The organism is Buttiauxella cochleicola, from assembly GCF_021282405.1.
GTDB lineage: Bacteria > Pseudomonadota > Gammaproteobacteria > Enterobacterales > Enterobacteriaceae > Buttiauxella > Buttiauxella massiliensis.
In genome coordinates, this window is record NZ_JAJSOU010000004.1 from 87,084 (window position 1) to 105,008 (window position 17,925).

Consider the following 17,925-nt stretch of genomic DNA (forward strand, 5'->3'; position numbering starts at 1 on the left):
CTGAATCGGGGTGAGGCTATGGTCTTTCTTCAGGCCGAGGATGTTCGATTATAAGATAATATAATCATATATATCATAATGATATGCGGTTATGTCTTCCCTTGTAACCTCACCCTATGTCTACCCAGTTAACCGCTTCCGTTCCGCTGAATTCCAGCGTTGAATCCTATGAGAAGGGGACTGCTTTCCTGATATTGACTATGACCATTCACCTCAACATGAAGATAATTCATGTTCGCTGAAATTTAATCACTTTTCCTCAATCAATGACTCTGGCATAAATTACCTACTGCAATTAGCTACAGACAATATGAAAACTACTGAATAAATCACCTGAAAAGAAAGTTTGGTAATGAAGAAAAGCAAAAAATAAATTCAGGTTTTATCAGAAATTAGGATACCCAATCGCGATGAATAAACAATTTGAATTTATTATTAAAAGCCTTTCTTTCGATGAGAATTATAATCCATCCGAAAATACGCGCATCACGACTAACTTTGCTAATCTGGCTAGAGGAAGTAAGCGTCAGGAGAACTTGCGCAATGCTTTAAAGATGATTGACGATCGTTTCAATTCATTGGCGCATTGGGATAATCCTAAAGGGAACCGTTATTTTGTCGAACTCGAAATAATTTCCGTTGAGATGGATGTTGAAGGCAAGGGTGATACCTTCCCAGTGATTGAAATATTGAAAACAAATATTGTCGATCAAAAAACTAACGAGCGTATTGAAGGCATTGTGGGGAATAATTTTTCCTCTTACGTGCGAGATTATGACTTTAGTGTCGTGCTGTTAGATCATAACAAGAATAAGCCTGGATTTAGCACACCAGATAATTTTGGTGATTTGCATGGCAACATATTCAAATGCTTCATTAACTCAAGCGCTTACACAGAACGTTTTAAGAAACCGCCGGTTATATGTTTAAGCGTGTCCAGCAAAAATACGTACCACCGCACTGAAAATCAGCATCCTGTATTGGGCGTAGAATACCAGCAAAATGAACCCTCCATGACCGATCACTATTTCAACAAAATGGGGTTGCAGGCTCGCTATTTTATGCCACCAAATAGTGTTGCACCGTTGGCATTTTATTTTGTTGGTGATTTGACTGGCGATTACACGGATCTTGAACTGACGGGTACCATTAGCACGATGGAGACCTTTCAAAAGATTTATCGTCCTGAAATTTATAATGCTAATTCTGTAGCAGGAAAAGAGTATCAACCTAGCTTGAATCAACAGGACTATTCATTAACTCAAATTGTTTATGATCGAGAAGAACGCAGCCAGTTAGCGATTGAACAGGGTAAGTTTACTGAAGAGAATTTCATAAAACCATACAGAACTCTCCTTGAGAAATGGTCCGCAAATTACGTTCTTTGATTAACTAAAAATATAAGGTCATCTATTATGAAAATATTATTACCTACATCGACTGCGGGCAGTTTACCTAAACCCTCCTGGCTTGCACAACCTGAGACACTTTGGTCACCCTGGAAATTGCAGGGCGAGGAGTTAATTGACGGTAAACAAGATGCTCTGCGTTTGTGTCTGCAAGATCAGCTACAAGCAGGTATTGATATAGTCAGTGATGGCGAGCAAACGCGCCAACATTTTGTCACTACGTTTATTGAGCACCTCACTGGCGTTGATTTTGAAAAACGTGAAACGGTAAGAATTCGCAATCGCTATGATGCCAGCGTTCCTACAGTGGTTGGCCCTGTATCCCGGCAGAAGCCTGTTTTTGTTGAAGATGCCAAATTCTTACGCCGGCAAACCAGCCAACCTATTAAATGGGCGCTGCCAGGTCCGATGACCATGATCGATACGCTTTATGATAGCCATTATAAAAGTCGTGAAAAGCTGGCCTGGGAATTCGCCAAAATTCTCAATCAGGAAGCTAAAGAGTTAGAAGCTGCTGGCGTCGATATTATCCAGTTTGATGAACCGGCATTTAATGTGTTTTTTGACGAGGTGAACGATTGGGGTATTGCCGCTTTAGAGAGAGCAATTGAAGGCCTTAAATGTGAAACTGCCGTACATATTTGCTACGGCTATGGCATTAAAGCCAATACAGACTGGAAAAAGACATTGGGCTCGGAATGGCGGCAATATGAAGAGTTCTTCCCGAAGCTGCAGGCATCCAATATCGATATCATTTCGCTGGAATGCCAAAACTCTCGTGTTCCAATGGATCTCATTGAACTCATCCGAGGCAAAAAAGTCATGGTCGGGGCCATTGATGTGGCAACCAATATCATTGAGACACCTGAGGAAGTCGCTAATACGCTACGAAAAGCACTGCAATTTTTGGATGCAGACAAGCTTTATCCAAGCACCAACTGTGGCATGACCCCCTTATCTCGCCAGGTAGCAAGGGGCAAGCTAAATGCTTTAAGTGCTGGTGCGGAAATCGTACGTAGAGAACTCTCGAATAAATAACTTCACTAAATATTAGATCATTGAAGTGGAGTAGCACTCTGAATTTAGGCACTTGGATAGAGGTGATATGTTCACCTCTTTTTGAGTCGGGATCAGGCAGCCAACCAGCGCTTACCTTCAACTTTCATTTTTGCTTCCAGTTCACTGCCGCGAGTAGCGAATACGCGCCCAAGAGGGAAACCGCTCTGCTCCAGTAAATAGGCCAGTGCTGCATATTCACGCGGATACTTCGTCACAATCGCCTGGTCAATTTCTACAGGGCCTAAAGGGAAGGTGAAGGTGCCGATATCGTAAACACTCTGACGGTGGAACAACTTCCACACTCCATCTCGTTTTTCTGCCTGGTCGTAAAAACGGTTATGACACTCACAACCAATGTTCAGTTTTACGTTCTCAGCGATGATGATGGCATTGGTTTCCAGAATTGCTTTCATTAAAGGTAATAGCAGGTGAAGCAATGAGATGCTTGGTACGCAGGTCAGAAGCACCCATACGCATTGAACCATTAACAAAGTCGCTTCCCAAGCCTTCAAACCAGGTGATTTCAATCGTGCCGTCAGGGTGGAACAAGTCGCGTAACTGATCCCATTCACCTAAATCACGGTGCATCCAGCCATTCATCAGGTCGTTAAGTTGTTGGTGGTCTTGAAGTTGATTTTGCATATTTTTAGTTCCTGTTGTTTGACTGGATTCAGTTTGGTCCCGAAAGTAGTTAAACTCAAATATATAGATTTTACTGATTAATCATTTTTAATGATTAATGGAGCGATTTATGGATTTACGCCACCTGAAGTATTTTCTGGCTGTCGCAGAGGAACGGCATTTTGGCCGGGCGGCGGAACGGCTCAATATTGTTCAACCCGCGTTAAGCATGCAGATTAAAGCCCTCGAGGCTGAGCTGGGTGGGCCATTGTTGATTCGGACCAGCCGTCGTGTGGAACTGACCGAAGCCGGGAAGCTATTGCAAGCGGAAGCCACGCGCACACTAAAGCAAGTAGAACATACCCGTCTTGCCGTGGAGCGTTCTATTCGCGGTGAAACAGGCCGGGTGCGGATAGGGTTTGCCGGTAATGCTGTCTTCAGCGGCAGGCTGATGCAGGATGTCCGATCTTTTCATCGGGCCTACCCGGACGCTGAAATAATTTGCCAGGAGCTTGCGCCACAGCTTCAAAATGAAGCCATTCAGAACGGGACGCTGGATGTGGGTTATATGCCTGATTACGACCCGGATCATGAATCAACCCTTGTCTACGAATCTGTGGGTGAATGGGGACGGGTCGTGGTGATGTCCAGCGAGCACAGATTCGCCGATAAAGAGAGTCTGACGGTAGATATGCTGGCCCATGAGCCTTTGATTATGTACGCAATAAATGACGTGGATTCTCAACTTGATACGCAACTCCATAAACTGCTTGGCGACGCTTTGCATATTGCTTATCGGATATCCAGTTCACTGAGCGTCCTCGCTATGGCTGGAGCCGGGTTGGGTATCGCCCTTGTCCCAGCACCATTAGCACAGGTGGCGATCCCGGGTGTGGTTTATCGAGTTCTTGATTCGAAGGAATTGGCAGCTAATCTGATGATGGTCAGTCGTAAAGACGAACCCAGTGCCGCCGTGCTAGCCTACCTCAAACACACCCGGAAACACGGTCTCTTTATAGGTTGAACAACTACCCGGCGTGACCGTGGGCGATTTTTTCCTCAGTGAAATCATGACTTGATGCATTTTATTGACAAACAGTGCCGGGTCGGTGGTTCATCTCGCACTCTCTGGAGTTTATTAATTACTTAACTAAAATTATTTGTGCAATATATATCCAGAGGCGTTCGAGTGTATTTTATATGAAATGGAAATGCCGCAGTCTGAGCGAATGAAAGAAAAATCCACGCAAAAGCGTGGATCTCCCGATGTTAACTGTTCTCTATGAGAATTAATTCGCGCTAAAAACCTGGCCCTATAGAGCGTGAAAACTTAAAGGAAGCGGCGCAGCAGGTCAGCTTTGTCGGTCTGTTCCCAGCTAAAAATATCACGTCCAAAATGACCGTAGGCCGCTGTTTGCTGATATATCGGTTGCAGCAAATTCAGCGAGCGGATTAACCCATGTGGGCGAAGGTCGAAAAACTCACGAATAAGCATAATCAGTTTTTCATTATCCAGTTTTCCAGTACCGAAGGTTTCCACCATTATTGAGGTGGGTTCTGCAACACCAATGGCATAAGAAATCTGAATCTCACAGCGATCAGCTAACCCGGCGGCAACAATATTCTTAGCGACATAGCGTGCAACATATGCGGCTGAACGATCAACTTTAGACGGATCTTTACCGGAAAATGCACCGCCGCCGTGACGCGCCATACCGCCGTAGGTATCAACAATAATTTTGCGGCCCGTCAGCCCACAGTCACCCATTGGCCCACCAATAACGAATCGGCCGGTTGGGTTAATAAAATATTTGGTATCGCGCGTCAGCCACTCAGGCGGTAAAACAGGCTTAACGATCTCTTCCATCACGCCTTCACGTAGGGTTTGCTGGGTGACTGCTTCACTGTGTTGAGTGGAAATAACCACGGTATCAATACCGGTGATTTTGCCATTCTCATATGCAAAGGTAACCTGACTTTTCGCATCTGGTCTTAACCAGGATAATAAACCGCTCTTCCGCACCTGAGCCTGGCGTGCCATTAAACGGTGAGCAAAGGTAATAGGAGCGGGCATTAGCGCATCGGTTTCGTTGGATGCATAACCAAACATAAGCCCTTGGTCGCCTGCACCTTGATTTGCTTCATCTTCACGATCTACTCCACGATTTATATCGGGAGACTGTTTACCAATCGCACTTAAAACGGCGCAAGTGTGGGAATCAAACCCCATTTCTGAGCTGTTATAGCCGATGTCATGGATCGTGCGGCGCACAATCTCTTCTATATCCACCCACGTGTCGGTGGTAATTTCTCCCCCCACCAAAACCATGCCGGTTTTTACCAGCGTTTCACAGGCCACGCGCGCTCTGGGATCTTGTCCAATAATGGCATCGAGAATGGCATCAGAAATTTGGTCAGCTATTTTGTCAGGATGCCCTTCAGAAACAGATTCTGAGGTGAATAACTGTTGTGACATACAAAATCCTTAAATTAATAACTAAATCATTTAATACTGATAATAAAAATAGTAGTTATATTATCGAAATTAATTTGCGATTAAGGTTATAGCCTATATCAGCGATAAACATACATTCCACCTTCTACACCACGGCTAAATAAAACTTGCCACAGCTGAATATCGCGGGCACGGAAAGCTCCTGCACAAGATGTGAGGTAATAATTGAACATGCGTTTAAAAGATTCGCTGTAATTATCCTGTATCTCAGGCCAGAAAAGATTAAAACGTTGGTGCCAATCCATTAATGTCAGGTCATAATCTGCACCGAAATTGTGCCAGTCTTCGACGACAAAATGGGGTTCTGAGGCGCTGGCTATTTGTTTTACAGAGGGTAGGCAGCCGTTAGGGAATATATATTTGTTAATCCATGGATCAACGTTGGTATCTGATTTATTCGCACCAATAGTGTGTAGCAGGAACATTCCGTCCGGTTTAAGGCAGCGGTTCACCACTTCAAAATAGGTGTCGTAATTTTTTGGCCCAACATGCTCGAACATCCCGACGGAAACGATACGATCAAAATGGCTGTCGAGATCGCGATAATCCATTAGCTTGATGGAAACATCCAGCCAGGTACAACGCTCCTGTGCCATTTTCTGCTGTTCTGCGGAAATGGTCACACCGGTAACATGAACATTGTAATGTTCTGCAGCGTACTGTGCCAAACCGCCCCAACCGCAGCCAATATCCAGCAGTTTCATACCGGGTTGAAGCTGCAATTTTTCACATAACATTTTCAATTTGGCTTCTTGCGCCTGACGCAAGTTGGTCGCATCTTTCCAGTAGCCGCAGGAATACTGCATATACGGATCGAGCATTTTTGCAAACAGATCATTGCCGATATCGTAATGTTCTTTGCCAACAATCCAGGCGCGTTTACGTGTCTGTAAATTAAATAAGCGCATACCCGCGACACGGGCTAAATCCCTGAAGTTTTTTGGTGCTTTCTCATCGAGTTTTGCACGAAGGATTTTCTCGAATAAAACATCCAGTGCGGCGCAATCCCACCAACCTTCCATGTAGGATTCACCAAGGCCAATAGAACCTTCCTGCAAAACACGTTTATAAAAGTCAGGATTGTGTACTTGAATATCCCAGCGGCGGCTGCCGTTAAAACGGACATCAGCCTGGTTCACAAGATCTTCTGCAATCCGATACCAGTTGTCTTTGCGTACGACGGGAGCACTTTCAACTTCAACACTCATATCTCATCCTCAATAAAAGCCTAAGCTAAATTTCTACTCGACTATCTGAACTCATTTATGTTTCGTTAAAAGAAAGATTGAATAACAAATATTTAAATTTGTTATTGATTGACTGCTGCGATATAAATAATTAGTTCATGCTAACTATTTATTTTATAAATAGTAGAGTGGCTTATTCTAAATACCTCTGAATTTTTTATTGGCTAAACTAATGGCGATGTCAGTCAACGCTTTATTCTGGGTGCGATTAAATATTTCATGTTACTACTTTACTGATTTTTGGTTACTCATTGACTGGGCTGATGAATTAATTATCGCAGCTAAGAAGGTTTGTGTATCATGAAGGGATGCCAAGTTGTGTCGATCAAGCGTCAATTTAGGTGAGTCAGATGGTTAAAACAAAAAAGGTATTACACTCATTCCGCTACACGGGCGATGCAACAGGGGCTAAACTTGCACGCCCTGTTTTCTTCCGTTCGTTTATGCTGGCGGAAAACGTGCAATCAGAACTGCATTCTCATCCTTTCATTCAGTTCCACTACGCCCGTGAAGGCTCCCTATATATTTCCGTGGAGAATAATTCATACATTATTCCTGCCTGTTATGGGTTATGGATACCGGCATTTATGCCTCATCGGGTGCAAACTGCCAGTGAAGTGATGCTGGAGAACCTTGATATCGACCCGGATTACTATGCGGCTACGGGTTGTAAAGCGGAGCTAAAGTTGGTAACTGTCTCTGACTTTGCGCGTAGTTTTATCCACCATGCAACGCAGACTATCCCCGAGTTTTATGATGCTAACGGTAAAGAAGGGCGCCTGGTATCCACTTTAATCGACGTGCTAAACGATCTTCCCGCCGCAGGATTTGCAATGACCTGGCCTACGGCACCGGCATTGCTGGAAATGTGCCAGGTGATCAGCGAATCACCCGATTTACCCCATTTAATGGAAGAGTGGGCCGAGCGGATAGGAATGTCGCCACGTACTTTTTCACGGCATTTTATTAAAGAAACCGGGATAACGTTCAGCAACTGGAAACAACGGCATCGTTTACTGCATTCAATTATTTTACTACGCCAGTCGCGCAGCGTGACCGAGATTGCGTTAATGCTGGGTTACGGTAGTACGTCAGCTTATACCTATGCATTCCGCCAATTATTTGGCGTATCTCCCTCGCGCTATGAAGCTACACCTCCACCGCCAGCTGCGATTTTATATGATTAAAACCAGATGTTTGCTGGGGAGGTAGCTTAATAAAAATCCGGAGATGCTAAACATTTCCGGATTTTTTATGGCTACTCAAAAAATGGAGTAGGGGCAATCAGTCAGAATGAAATACGCTTGTAACCCTGATACTCCGGTTTCCAAAATATCTTCTCTAATTTTTCTTCTAATTCATAAATTCCCATGCTGGTAGCAACGCCATCTTCAGCACCTGCAAGCGCAACGGCAATGGCGATCTTTTTAGATATTTCATGAATCTTTGTAAGCTCAGGTAATAATGCTCCATGCGGGTCTTTGAGCATAGGCGATGATTGTGCAAGGACTTTACTGGCTGCCAGGAACATACTTTCGGTTACACGTTTCGCATTTGAGAGTAAAACGCCCAACCCAAGACCCGGGAAGATATAAGAGTTATTGCATTGAGAAATAATGTGTTTATTACCATTGTAGATAACCGGCGCGAATGGACTTCCTGTTGCGATGATCGCGTTACCTTCGGTCCATTCGATAATATCGACAGGTTCAGCCTCAACGCGTGATGTTGGATTCGACAACGGGAAAATAATTGGCGTGGAAGTGCAAGAATGTATCGATTTGATAACTTCTTCCGTAAACAGGCCTGGTACACCCGATACCCCAATTAATATCGATGGTTGGATGCAATTAACCAGCGCCGCAATATTTTTGCCATCAGGGGAAAATGTTAAGCTTTCTCTTGCATGAGCCAGTCGATACTGGAAATCAGTTAATGCAGGGGTGTCTTTTAATACCAGACCATCTTTGTCGACAAGAAATATATGACTTCTGGCGATTTCCTCATCAATACCATCAGCCTTAAGTGCTGATACAATGAGCTCGGCAATGCCACAACCAGCAGACCCAGCCCCAACGAACATAATACGTTGCTCGGAAAGTGATATTTTATTACGCAGACAGGCTGCGAGAATAGAGCCTAATGCTACAGCCGCTGTTCCCTGGATATCATCATTAAAGCAACATAACTTATCCTGGTATTCTTTCAACAATGGCGTTGCATGTTGTAGTGCAAAATCCTCAAACTGCAACAACACTCCTGGCCAACGGCGCTCAATTGCTGACACAAAAATATCAATGAACTCAAAATATTCCGCATCAGAAATGCGTGCGTGGCGGGCTCCCATATATAATGGATTACTTAGCAGTTCTTTATTATTAGTCCCGACATCGAGCATTACGGGTAAACACTGGTGCGGGTCTATACCGCCGCAAGCCGTGTATAAAGACAATTTCCCAATAGGAATACCCATTCCACCAATGCCCTGGTCACCTAAACCGAGAATTCTCTCACCGTCTGTAACCACAATAATTTTGATATCATCGCTAAGAACATTTCGAAGAATGCTTTCAATATTGTCTCGGTCCTCCCAGGCAATAAATACTCCTCGGTTTTTACGCCAGATTTCCGAAAAGTGCTGGCAGGCATAACCAACCGTTGGCGTATAAATTAATGGCAGTGAAGCTTCGATATCAGATGTGATGTAATGATAAAAAAGCACCTCATTTGTATCTTGCAAGTTACGCAAAAAAATATGTTTATCTTCATCAGTAATGAAATTATTTAGCTGGAAGCGTATCCGGTCGCTTTGTTCGTCTATTGTTTCGACAATTGTGGGGATAAGTCCATGTAAGTTAAATTCATTACGCTCACTGTTACTAAATGCGCTTCCCTTATTAAAGGTAGTATTGCTAAGCAGGGATTGCCCGGAAAGGTGGGTGTATCGCATTTTACTCTCACTTTGTTAAATAGCTGACTCTCTGAATTTGTAGAGATATATATTCCTAATTATTTTCTTATGCAAATGTGCCAAATCATTAGCCAGAAGCCATATTCAAAAAGGCTATATGCAATGTGAGTAAGAGACTTAATCAAGAATAATAAAAACAAAAAAGCAACATCGCTAATTCTGAATAAATTTATCTGAAACATTCAGGTGCACAAAAGAAACATAATTAAGACAGGTGTGTTGTTTTAAGGTGAAGTGCAACAAAATATAACAGAAAGGTGGGTGTTGGTTTAACTAACAACATCAACGCCACCTTTTCTGCCGACCAACCTTTTATCAGTCCTGATAAGATTTAATTTGTGATGTTAATTTGTACAGGCAAGCCTGCGCGCATTGCCAATGCTTTATCCACAACGTCATGTTGCACCTGTTTATCCTGTAAGACGGATTCAATTTTCTGAGACAGGTGAAGAGGTGATACGTTTGCCGTGTTAAATTCTGCCTCATTTGAAGACAGTGGGTTATGAACCTCGACATAACGAGATCCATCTGGCTCAACAGTGGCTTTCACCGGTTCGTTAATCAATTCAACGCGAGTACCGACAGGGACTTCATTAAAGAGTTTTTTCAAGTCATCGGCCCTTAAACGAACGCAACCGTGGCTGACTCTCAGGCCAATCCCAAAGTTTGCGTTTGTGCCATGAATGGCAAAAAGATTACCGATATACATCGCATATAAACCCATCGGGTTTTCTGGCCCAGCAGGAACAACCGCCGGTAATATTTGACCTTCTGCTGCAAACTCAGCCCTTTCATTCGGCGTAGGAGTCCAGGTTGGGCCTGCTTTTTTACGTTGTACGCTTGTGACCCAATGTTCAGGTGTATCGTGGCCAACCTGACCTATACCCACTGGGAAAATCTCAACCACATTCTTGCCTTGCGGGTAATAGTAAAGCCGCATTTCAGCAGTATTAATGATGATTCCCTCATGTACCGTATCAGGCAGAATCACTTGCAGAGGGAAAGTGACAACGCTTCCCGATTGCGGCAACCAGGGGTCAATACCTGGATTCGCTTCCAGCATATTGCTTAAACCCACATGGTACTTAACTGCAAAATTTTCCAACGGCTGCTGGTTGTGGGAAGGGATTTGCTCAACAGCATTTTGCCCAACCAAACGACTGCCGTCAGAAGGGAGAGTGAATGTTGAGGCGAATGAAGAATGTGAGGCCAGGAGTCCAATAACCAGGAGAGAGGGTGTGCGGTATTTCATGATGAACCATTTGTATGATGAATTGATGTGATATTACTCCCAATATAATCATCGCTCCATATTCATATTAATTTACACCGAAATTAAATGGAGGGGGTTACATGTTCCGTACGAGGATTTATCTTTTATATGAATGTTATGTTACATAAAAATAACATTTGGCATTATTTAAATATTTGCAACGATGTTGTGTTTATATCTGTTTTACTAATGTGCAGTTTTATCTATTGCTCGAATAAAATAATGTCTATTTTTACCTATTGCACATAATGTATTTAAATTTTCGAAGGGCGTATGCTTAATATTCAGGATGAACTCCTGCTTTAATGCATTTTTATTTTATAAAAATATCCAGTCATTACTTTAACTGCCCTCTATCTGTATTGCGAGGATGTTATCTATATGTTTAAAAAACTCTCTTTTCACATTATCCCGGTACAAATTTTCCTTGGTATTTTTTGGTTTAAAAACGGGTTCATTGATAAGGTTTGTGGCATTTTCAACGGTCTCATCTCGCCTGAGACGGCTTACCAGGGGGATACCTGGGCAGGTTGGAAGGAGTACATCGTTGGAACCTGGGATAAGAGTCAGGTTGCCCATGTTGTATTAAGTCCGCTATTTGATGCACTTTTCCCTGTTTTGATTATTCTTCAGTGTCTTCCTTTCCTCTTCATTATTGTTTCTATTCTGAAACTGGAGTTTCTGACGGATGCTAATGCCCGTCCATGGCTAATGAAAAGTGCTGTGGCGTCTCTATTTGTTACCAGTGTGATGTTGTTTAGCCAGACACTGTCCGGCGCAAGCGATGGTGAATATCTCTGGCATCTTCTGGCTGCGGGAATGGTTCTAATAATGTATATCAAAAATATTAATACTATTATTGGAAAAGTATAAGACGGCGGGGCGGTCAATGGGGGATATTAAACCCCTCATTATCGATACCGTTGTTATACTCATCTGTAATGTGCTTTTTCGATATCATCTAAGATACGATTAAATAAAAAATCCACGCAATTGCGTGGATTTTATGGGATTTGTCGGTCCTCATGAGATTCAATGAATTTTCATGAGGCAACAAAAACTATTTAGACGTTGAACGGTAATTTATGTGATATGTTATTGATTAGTATAATTTTATTAATTATTTCTGTTTTATGTACTCATGGCTATACTCATTTTTGAGTTGACTCGCATTCGTAATGCGAAAGTCGTAGGTTCAACTCCTATTATCAAGCCAACACCGTGATTTGGAAGGCTGCGAACTGATAGCCTCGCGAGAACTGGAAGACTACATAAGTACTTGTAAGGCCGTTCGCCGTTAATATAACGCCGTTTGCGCGGAAGTTGACAACAGCTGGCAGGCCAAAATATCGCCGTGCCGAGCGGGGAGATGAAATGATTATTCGTGAACACAACGGTTATAAGCACGTCATTAGTCGTGCTAATTATACTCGACGAGTTTGGAAGGCAAATCACTACGCTTTCGGAAATTGGACTCCGGGTTGTTGGAACACCGTTCATTGCGGTCCGCGTGATTCTACGTACACGCTGGCTCACTCACAGGCCACGGTAGCAGCATGCGAAATCATGAAGATAAGCCGCGCCGAGTTTCAATTTTTCTTTGAAAAAACTGATCAGGGTGATGCGATCGTGCACATTGAACAGCATGACGTGCGCTTTAACTGGAAGGGTAAGACATATACCTTCACTCGTGGGATGGATAAGAGCAAGGTGATCGCCACTCTCAAACAGTTGGAGCTTTATGGTAACGCCGACGCAGATCGCAAGATAGCGAAGATCAATAAGCAAAAGGCAGAATCTGAGGCATTACAGGCAAAGCGTGCAGCCGCGGTTGCACGTACAGCAAAACTAATGCGTAAAGACACAACTCTTACAGAAGAGAAAATTACATCAGTTTCAGCGAAAAATTTACCGCAGATGCTTTATCCAAAATACCCATTGGAAATTGCTCAAGGCCTCCCACATATGAGAGTGCTATCGTATCGCCGCTGGGTAGGGATGAACCATAAGAAACTCAACAGAATTCCCGAGAAAGAACGCATAGCGCTTTTTTTAGCTACTGCATCGTTAACAGAGGATGAGTTGCTAGCGGTGGCGCAAATGTTCGCTCCAATGCCTGAATTCCTTCTGCTGGCCACGCCTAAACAGGTTCTGCTAGTGCCTGAGTCGGATCCTAAACTTGAATTGGAGAACGAGCTGGAATATACAAAACCGTTTTACAACAAAATTTACGGTGCCGATCCAGTTGAGGGTGTTTCTGATACAACAAAAGCGGTATTAGTTACCGAAACAGCGCCTGATGTCGTTATTTCAAGTCCAAAAGAAGAAGAGTCAAGCCAGTCAAAACAGCGCAAACCGGAAGTACGCAAACCACGTAAATCGCGAATTTGTCAGCTGGTGGAACGCGACGCTAAAGGCGATGTACCGTTTTACGGTATGCGCCGCCGTACACAGGCACAATTCCGTGCTGACGTGGCGCTGAACTGTTTTGAACGCTGCGTGATTTCCGGTGCAAGCCTGATGCGTTGCGAAGCGGCTCACCTGTTGGCGCACGCCCGCAAAGGTGGTGCGAGCTTTAAAAACGGCCTGCTGCTCCGTGCCGACTTGCATACTTTGTTTGACGCTGGAATGTGCGCGATTGATCCGCTGGCCATGACCATACATTTTAGTCTCACCATCTTGGAAAGCGATCCTGATCTGGCTGCTTATGAAGGTAAGACTATCAAAACAGTTAAGCCGATTAACTCCACCAACTTGGACGAACGTTGGACGATATTTCTGACGGCTTATATGGAAGTCGACACTGCCGCATAAAATTTGAACACCTGACTGCGTTCCTGGCAAGCGACAGCCTAATATTTCAAGCGTGACTTACTTCTGAAAGCAACTACGACCAACGTCATATCAAGCCACGTAGCAAATACCCGTCTCTGGTGTTAAAAGCTGTCTAACCTGCAGGTTATGTGCGAGCAGTGCAATGTCGGTCAATCGAACCATTCCGAAGTGGACTGGAGTGCGCCAGTATAGTAAAAGGCGTTTAGTGCCATTTAAAATAAGCCCAGATCTACTAGTGCGGCCTAGTCGGCGCGAGGCAAACGACGTGCTTAAATCTGTGTGGACAAGCCTGCCTAGGTTCATGTTATATACTCTCGTAGCAAACGCAGACAGTAAAGTATGGCACTGCCTGCTTCAGGGAAGGGGGCATCACATCACTACAGTGAATGAGCTCGGCTATGAGGCTGATACCTGATACTTTTGAGCGTTACTAAAAAAAGACCTGAATAGCATCCTTTGTATCCCAGCATCTCCATCAGCGGATCGTAGAATGTAATGGCGCGTGGCAGGTCGTTGGTTCCCAGCATAATGTAAGAAAACATCGGCTCTCCTGAATGGATTCAGAGGGAGTGTAGATAATCAGCTCAAATCACTCGTCCGCTTTATGAGCCCAGGCGGGCATTGCCGTCAGATAACGTTTTGCACACTTCTGTGCTTCTTCCGGGCCGACTTTTTGCCAGGAATCAAGGAAGCTTGCTAAGCCTGATACTGCTTCTTCCCAAGGTTTAAGATTGCCGTTGCTGTCGCTGCAGTACGCGCAATATTGATCGCTGGCACTGTGTGCATCGGGTGCAGACATCGGCATTCCGCGAACCTGACAGAACTGTTCATGTTGTGACATATGATGCTCCTTATGGTGACATTTTGATTAATAAACATACAGAATATATATTGTGCAGGTGATGCATCAGATCAAAGCAAAGGCTAAGAAGGAAAGAACCCTAGTGAGGTTCGAAAAGAGCAAAAGCTGGTTCTGCAAACAGAGTCAGAGAACGCCTTCGAAAAGATAGCCAGAGAGTGGCATCAACTTAAATCTGCTAAATGGTCGGCGGGATATGCACCAGACATCATGGCAGCGTTTAAGAACGACATTTTTCCTTATGTCGGAACAAGGCCAGTGGGAGAGATTAAACCGTTGGGGCTGCTGAATGTGCTGCGTAAAATCGAAAAGCTCGGTGCATTAGAAAAAATGCGTAAAGTTCGACAGCGTTGCTCAGAAGTGTTTCACTACGCAATTACTACGGGTAGGGCAGAGTATAACCCTGCGGCAGCGCCCTCGAAGTACACCAATCAAATCACTTCCCGTTCCTAAAAGCTGATGAGATACCCGATTTCATGTGCGCTTTGGATGGTTACATCGGAAGTCGGCTTGTCCTGATTGCTACAAAATTACTGATGATTACGGGTTTAAGAACCATCGAATTACGTGCGGCATTATGGTCAGAATTTGATCTAGATAACGATATTTGGGAAATTCCTGCTGAAAGGATGAAAATGCGTAAGGCACACCTTGTGCCATTGTCGACTCAGGCGTTAGATTTACTCAATGAACTCAAGATCATGACAGGGAACTATCGTTATGTTTTTCCGGGGCGGAATGATCCGTACAAGCAGATGAGTGAAGCGAGCATAAATCAACTAATCAAACGAATGGGTTATGGTGGACGACTTACCGGCCATGGGTTTCGACATACTTTTTCAACTGTATTGCATAAAGCAGGGTTAAACATTATCTGGATAGAATTGCAGCTTGCTCATGTTGATAAAAATAGTATTCGCGGAATATATGGCTATGCCTAATATATCGAAAGTCGAAAAGATATGATGCAATGGTATTCAGACAAAATTAACCAGAAGAATTAATAAATGTATATTAAAAACCTATCAATACGTAATTTTAGAAATTTTCAAAGTACAAAATTGAACTTTAAGAAGGAATGTGTAAATACGATAGTTGGGGAGAACTCGTCAGGTAAAACAAATATTTTTGAGGCAATGAGATTAATTCTTGATGACTCTCTCCCATATTATAAAAGATTTCTTTCTGAAAAAGATTTTCACAGGGGATGTTTACCTGTTTTTGGACAGTGGATATTAATTAGCTTGGAGTTAGGTGACATTTCTGGAGATGAGGAGTCTGAAATCTTATGCCAATTAAATACGACAGTTGATGCGGGTGGTACAGGTCGAGTAACATACATATATCGACCTCAATTCCATATTAGAGAGAAACTTTTTAATTTATCATCTCTTGCAGACTTGGAAAAAAGGAGAGATGCATATGATCAGTTATTAAAGGAATATATAATAGATAAAACGACCTACGAGGCTTGGGTTGTTTATCAGGGAACTTGTGATTTCTTCGATGAAAATGAATATGTTAAGGTTGTTGGTGATTTTTCAAACTTTATTTTTCCAAATCCATCAGTACAGTATATAGATTTATTAGGGAATAGGCAGCGTGGCTATAATTTGCTGGACCATATTAGTTGCACATATGCAAGGGCGCTTAGAGATGTTGTTAGTGAGTTAAAAAATAATAGATTCAATCCATTCCAGAAATTATTGGATTTCATATCTAAAGATATTTCGAATGATGATGAGCTCACAAGTAATATTTGTGACGTAAATAAAAAGATATCAACAATCTCAGAGGTTAGAAAGCTTTCCACTGGTATTCTAACATCGATTACGAATGCAGTCGGCTCTACATATTCCCCTTTAGTAAACATTTCTTCAGAACTACCTAGTGAAGTCAAAGATCTTGTGAAGGTTTTACAACTTAAAGCAGGTGATTCGTTGAGTGATGGGTATACGGCTGATTTATCTGAAATGAGTTTGGGAGGAGCCAATTTAATATATCTTGCTCTTAAATTGTATGAGTATGAAGAAGGGGTGAGTAAGAATTTATTATCAAACTTCCTGATTATAGAAGAACCTGAATCACATATTCATACTCATATTCAAAAAACACTTTTTAGTAATTTAAAAAACAAAAAAACTCAAGTCTTTATTTCCACTCATTCAACACATATCTCATCAGTCTCTAATATCTCATCAACTAATGTTTTGGTGAAAAAACTTGGATACACTCAAGCTTGTTCTCCTTCCTCAGGCCTCGATGAATCAACGATAAATAAGATAGAACGTTTTCTTGATGCAATACGCACAGATATATTATTTGCTAAAAATGTAATATTAATTGAGGGGGATGCAGAGGAAATACTTATCCCTCATCTAGTAAAAAACTCTTTCGGTGTAACATTGGATGAGTTAGGAGTATCTCTTATTTCTGTGAGAGGAACCGGGTTTGAATTACTCTCATCTCTATTTCATCCGTCGAGAATAACTAAAAAATGCGCAATTCTCACGGATGATGATATTAATATTTATAACAATGGCAAACCGGAATACATTACTCAAGTAATGTATGATGATGCCATTTCCTCAGAAAAATCAGGGAAAGAAAGAGTTGAAGCGTTAAAGTTATTAACTGCAAACAATGAGCTTCTTAAAGCATATTTTACGAAGCATACCTTTGAAATTGACTTGGCTCTAAGCGGTTCAAAAAAATACTTTGAGATAATCGCTCGAGATTCCTTCGAAAAAGATTTTTATTTAACTCCTTACTTAGATGCTTTCCAATCTTCTGACGATACGAAAATTGGTTCTTTTGCTTTGAAATTGGCAAATAAACATAAGAAAGGGTGGTTTGCAATGAAAGTCGTCGAGAAACTTGATTTCGATTTCCCTATCCCTATAGCTTTGTGTGAGGCACTTGGATTTACATGTGATTTTAATAAGTTAACTCTCGCAAGAGTGATTAAATACAGGTGTGATTATTATACTAAAGCTTTAGGTGAGAATATTATAGACGTGGTTTTCTCAGATGATAGCCTTGAATATATTGTTGATAACATAGAACCTGTTTTGGATGTTTTCAAAGGGCACTACAGTAATGATCCTTTAATACATCTTTTAATGGAGGCGTAATC

At 42.5% G+C, this 17,925-nt stretch carries 12 protein-coding genes and 3 pseudogenes; 8 read left to right on the forward strand and 7 right to left on the reverse strand.

All coding sequences use genetic code 11. The features are described 5' to 3' along the window. Positions 1–410: 410 nt before the first annotated feature. Positions 411–1,388 (forward strand): DUF1852 domain-containing protein, encoded by a 978-nt coding sequence (locus tag LVQ79_RS06710; protein ID WP_232864357.1) that lies wholly within the window; start codon positions 411–413, stop codon positions 1,386–1,388. A 27-nt stretch (positions 1,389–1,415) separates the two neighbouring features. Continuing rightward, positions 1,416–2,447, forward strand: a complete 1,032-nt coding sequence (locus LVQ79_RS06715) for a methionine synthase (protein WP_232864358.1) — start codon at positions 1,416–1,418, stop codon at positions 2,445–2,447. Between the two features lie 92 nt (positions 2,448–2,539). On the opposite strand, the pseudogene LVQ79_RS06720 reads toward LVQ79_RS06715, so the two are convergent. Next, positions 2,540–3,110, reverse strand: a pseudogene (locus tag LVQ79_RS06720) (nuclear transport factor 2 family protein). Between the two features lie 109 nt (positions 3,111–3,219). Here LVQ79_RS06720 and LVQ79_RS06725 point away from each other — a divergent pair. After that, positions 3,220–4,113: a LysR substrate-binding domain-containing protein gene (locus tag LVQ79_RS06725; protein WP_232864359.1), complete on the forward strand. Its 894-nt coding sequence runs from the start codon at positions 3,220–3,222 to the stop codon at positions 4,111–4,113. A gap of 306 nt (positions 4,114–4,419) precedes the next feature. On the opposite strand, the gene metK is transcribed toward LVQ79_RS06725, so the two are convergent. Together metK and cfa are read right to left on the reverse strand one after the other, a co-directional pair. After that, positions 4,420–5,565, reverse strand: coding sequence for a methionine adenosyltransferase (gene metK / locus LVQ79_RS06730; RefSeq protein WP_232864360.1), 1,146 nt, complete (start codon positions 5,563–5,565; stop codon positions 4,420–4,422). Between the two features lie 98 nt (positions 5,566–5,663). Then, complete coding sequence (gene cfa / locus LVQ79_RS06735) at positions 5,664–6,812, reverse strand: cyclopropane fatty acyl phospholipid synthase (protein WP_151995654.1); 1,149 nt, start codon at positions 6,810–6,812, stop codon at positions 5,664–5,666. A 389-nt stretch (positions 6,813–7,201) separates the two neighbouring features. On the opposite strand from cfa, the gene LVQ79_RS06740 reads away from it, so the two are divergent. After that, positions 7,202–8,038, forward strand: coding sequence for an AraC family transcriptional regulator (locus tag LVQ79_RS06740; RefSeq protein WP_232864361.1), 837 nt, complete (start codon positions 7,202–7,204; stop codon positions 8,036–8,038). A 101-nt stretch (positions 8,039–8,139) separates the two neighbouring features. Here the strand turns inward: LVQ79_RS06740 and LVQ79_RS06745 are convergent, their stop codons facing one another. Both LVQ79_RS06745 and LVQ79_RS06750 read right to left on the reverse strand, forming a co-directional pair. Beyond that, on the reverse strand, positions 8,140–9,801 hold the full coding sequence (locus tag LVQ79_RS06745; RefSeq protein ID WP_232864362.1) for an NAD-dependent malic enzyme: 1,662 nt from the start codon (positions 9,799–9,801) through the stop codon (positions 8,140–8,142). 352 nt (positions 9,802–10,153) lie between these two features. After that, positions 10,154–11,074: a L,D-transpeptidase family protein gene (locus LVQ79_RS06750; RefSeq protein WP_232864363.1), complete on the reverse strand. Its 921-nt coding sequence runs from the start codon at positions 11,072–11,074 to the stop codon at positions 10,154–10,156. Between the two features lie 402 nt (positions 11,075–11,476). Here LVQ79_RS06750 and LVQ79_RS06755 point away from each other — a divergent pair, with 402 nt between their 5' ends. Both LVQ79_RS06755 and LVQ79_RS06760 read left to right on the forward strand, forming a co-directional pair. Next, positions 11,477–11,968 (forward strand): hypothetical protein, encoded by a 492-nt coding sequence (locus tag LVQ79_RS06755; RefSeq protein WP_232864364.1) that lies wholly within the window; start codon positions 11,477–11,479, stop codon positions 11,966–11,968. A gap of 501 nt (positions 11,969–12,469) precedes the next feature. Continuing rightward, on the forward strand, positions 12,470–13,909 hold the full coding sequence (locus LVQ79_RS06760; protein ID WP_232864365.1) for an HNH endonuclease signature motif containing protein: 1,440 nt from the start codon (positions 12,470–12,472) through the stop codon (positions 13,907–13,909). Positions 13,910–14,388: 479 nt separating this feature from the next. On the opposite strand, the pseudogene LVQ79_RS06765 reads toward LVQ79_RS06760, so the two are convergent. Both LVQ79_RS06765 and LVQ79_RS06770 read right to left on the reverse strand, forming a co-directional pair. Continuing rightward, a pseudogene (locus tag LVQ79_RS06765) lies at positions 14,389–14,472 on the reverse strand (VOC family protein); the annotation flags it as partial. Between the two features lie 47 nt (positions 14,473–14,519). Continuing rightward, entirely contained in the window at positions 14,520–14,771 is a 252-nt protein-coding gene (locus tag LVQ79_RS06770; protein ID WP_255668757.1) for a zinc ribbon domain-containing protein, read from the reverse strand. An 87-nt stretch (positions 14,772–14,858) separates the two neighbouring features. Here LVQ79_RS06770 and LVQ79_RS06775 point away from each other — a divergent pair. Together LVQ79_RS06775 and LVQ79_RS06780 are read left to right on the forward strand one after the other, a co-directional pair. Next, positions 14,859–15,730 (forward strand): annotated as a pseudogene (locus LVQ79_RS06775) (tyrosine-type recombinase/integrase); the annotation flags it as partial. A gap of 66 nt (positions 15,731–15,796) precedes the next feature. Next, positions 15,797–17,923 (forward strand): ATP-dependent nuclease, encoded by a 2,127-nt coding sequence (locus LVQ79_RS06780; protein ID WP_232864366.1) that lies wholly within the window; start codon positions 15,797–15,799, stop codon positions 17,921–17,923. The last annotated feature ends 2 nt before the right edge of the window (positions 17,924–17,925 follow it).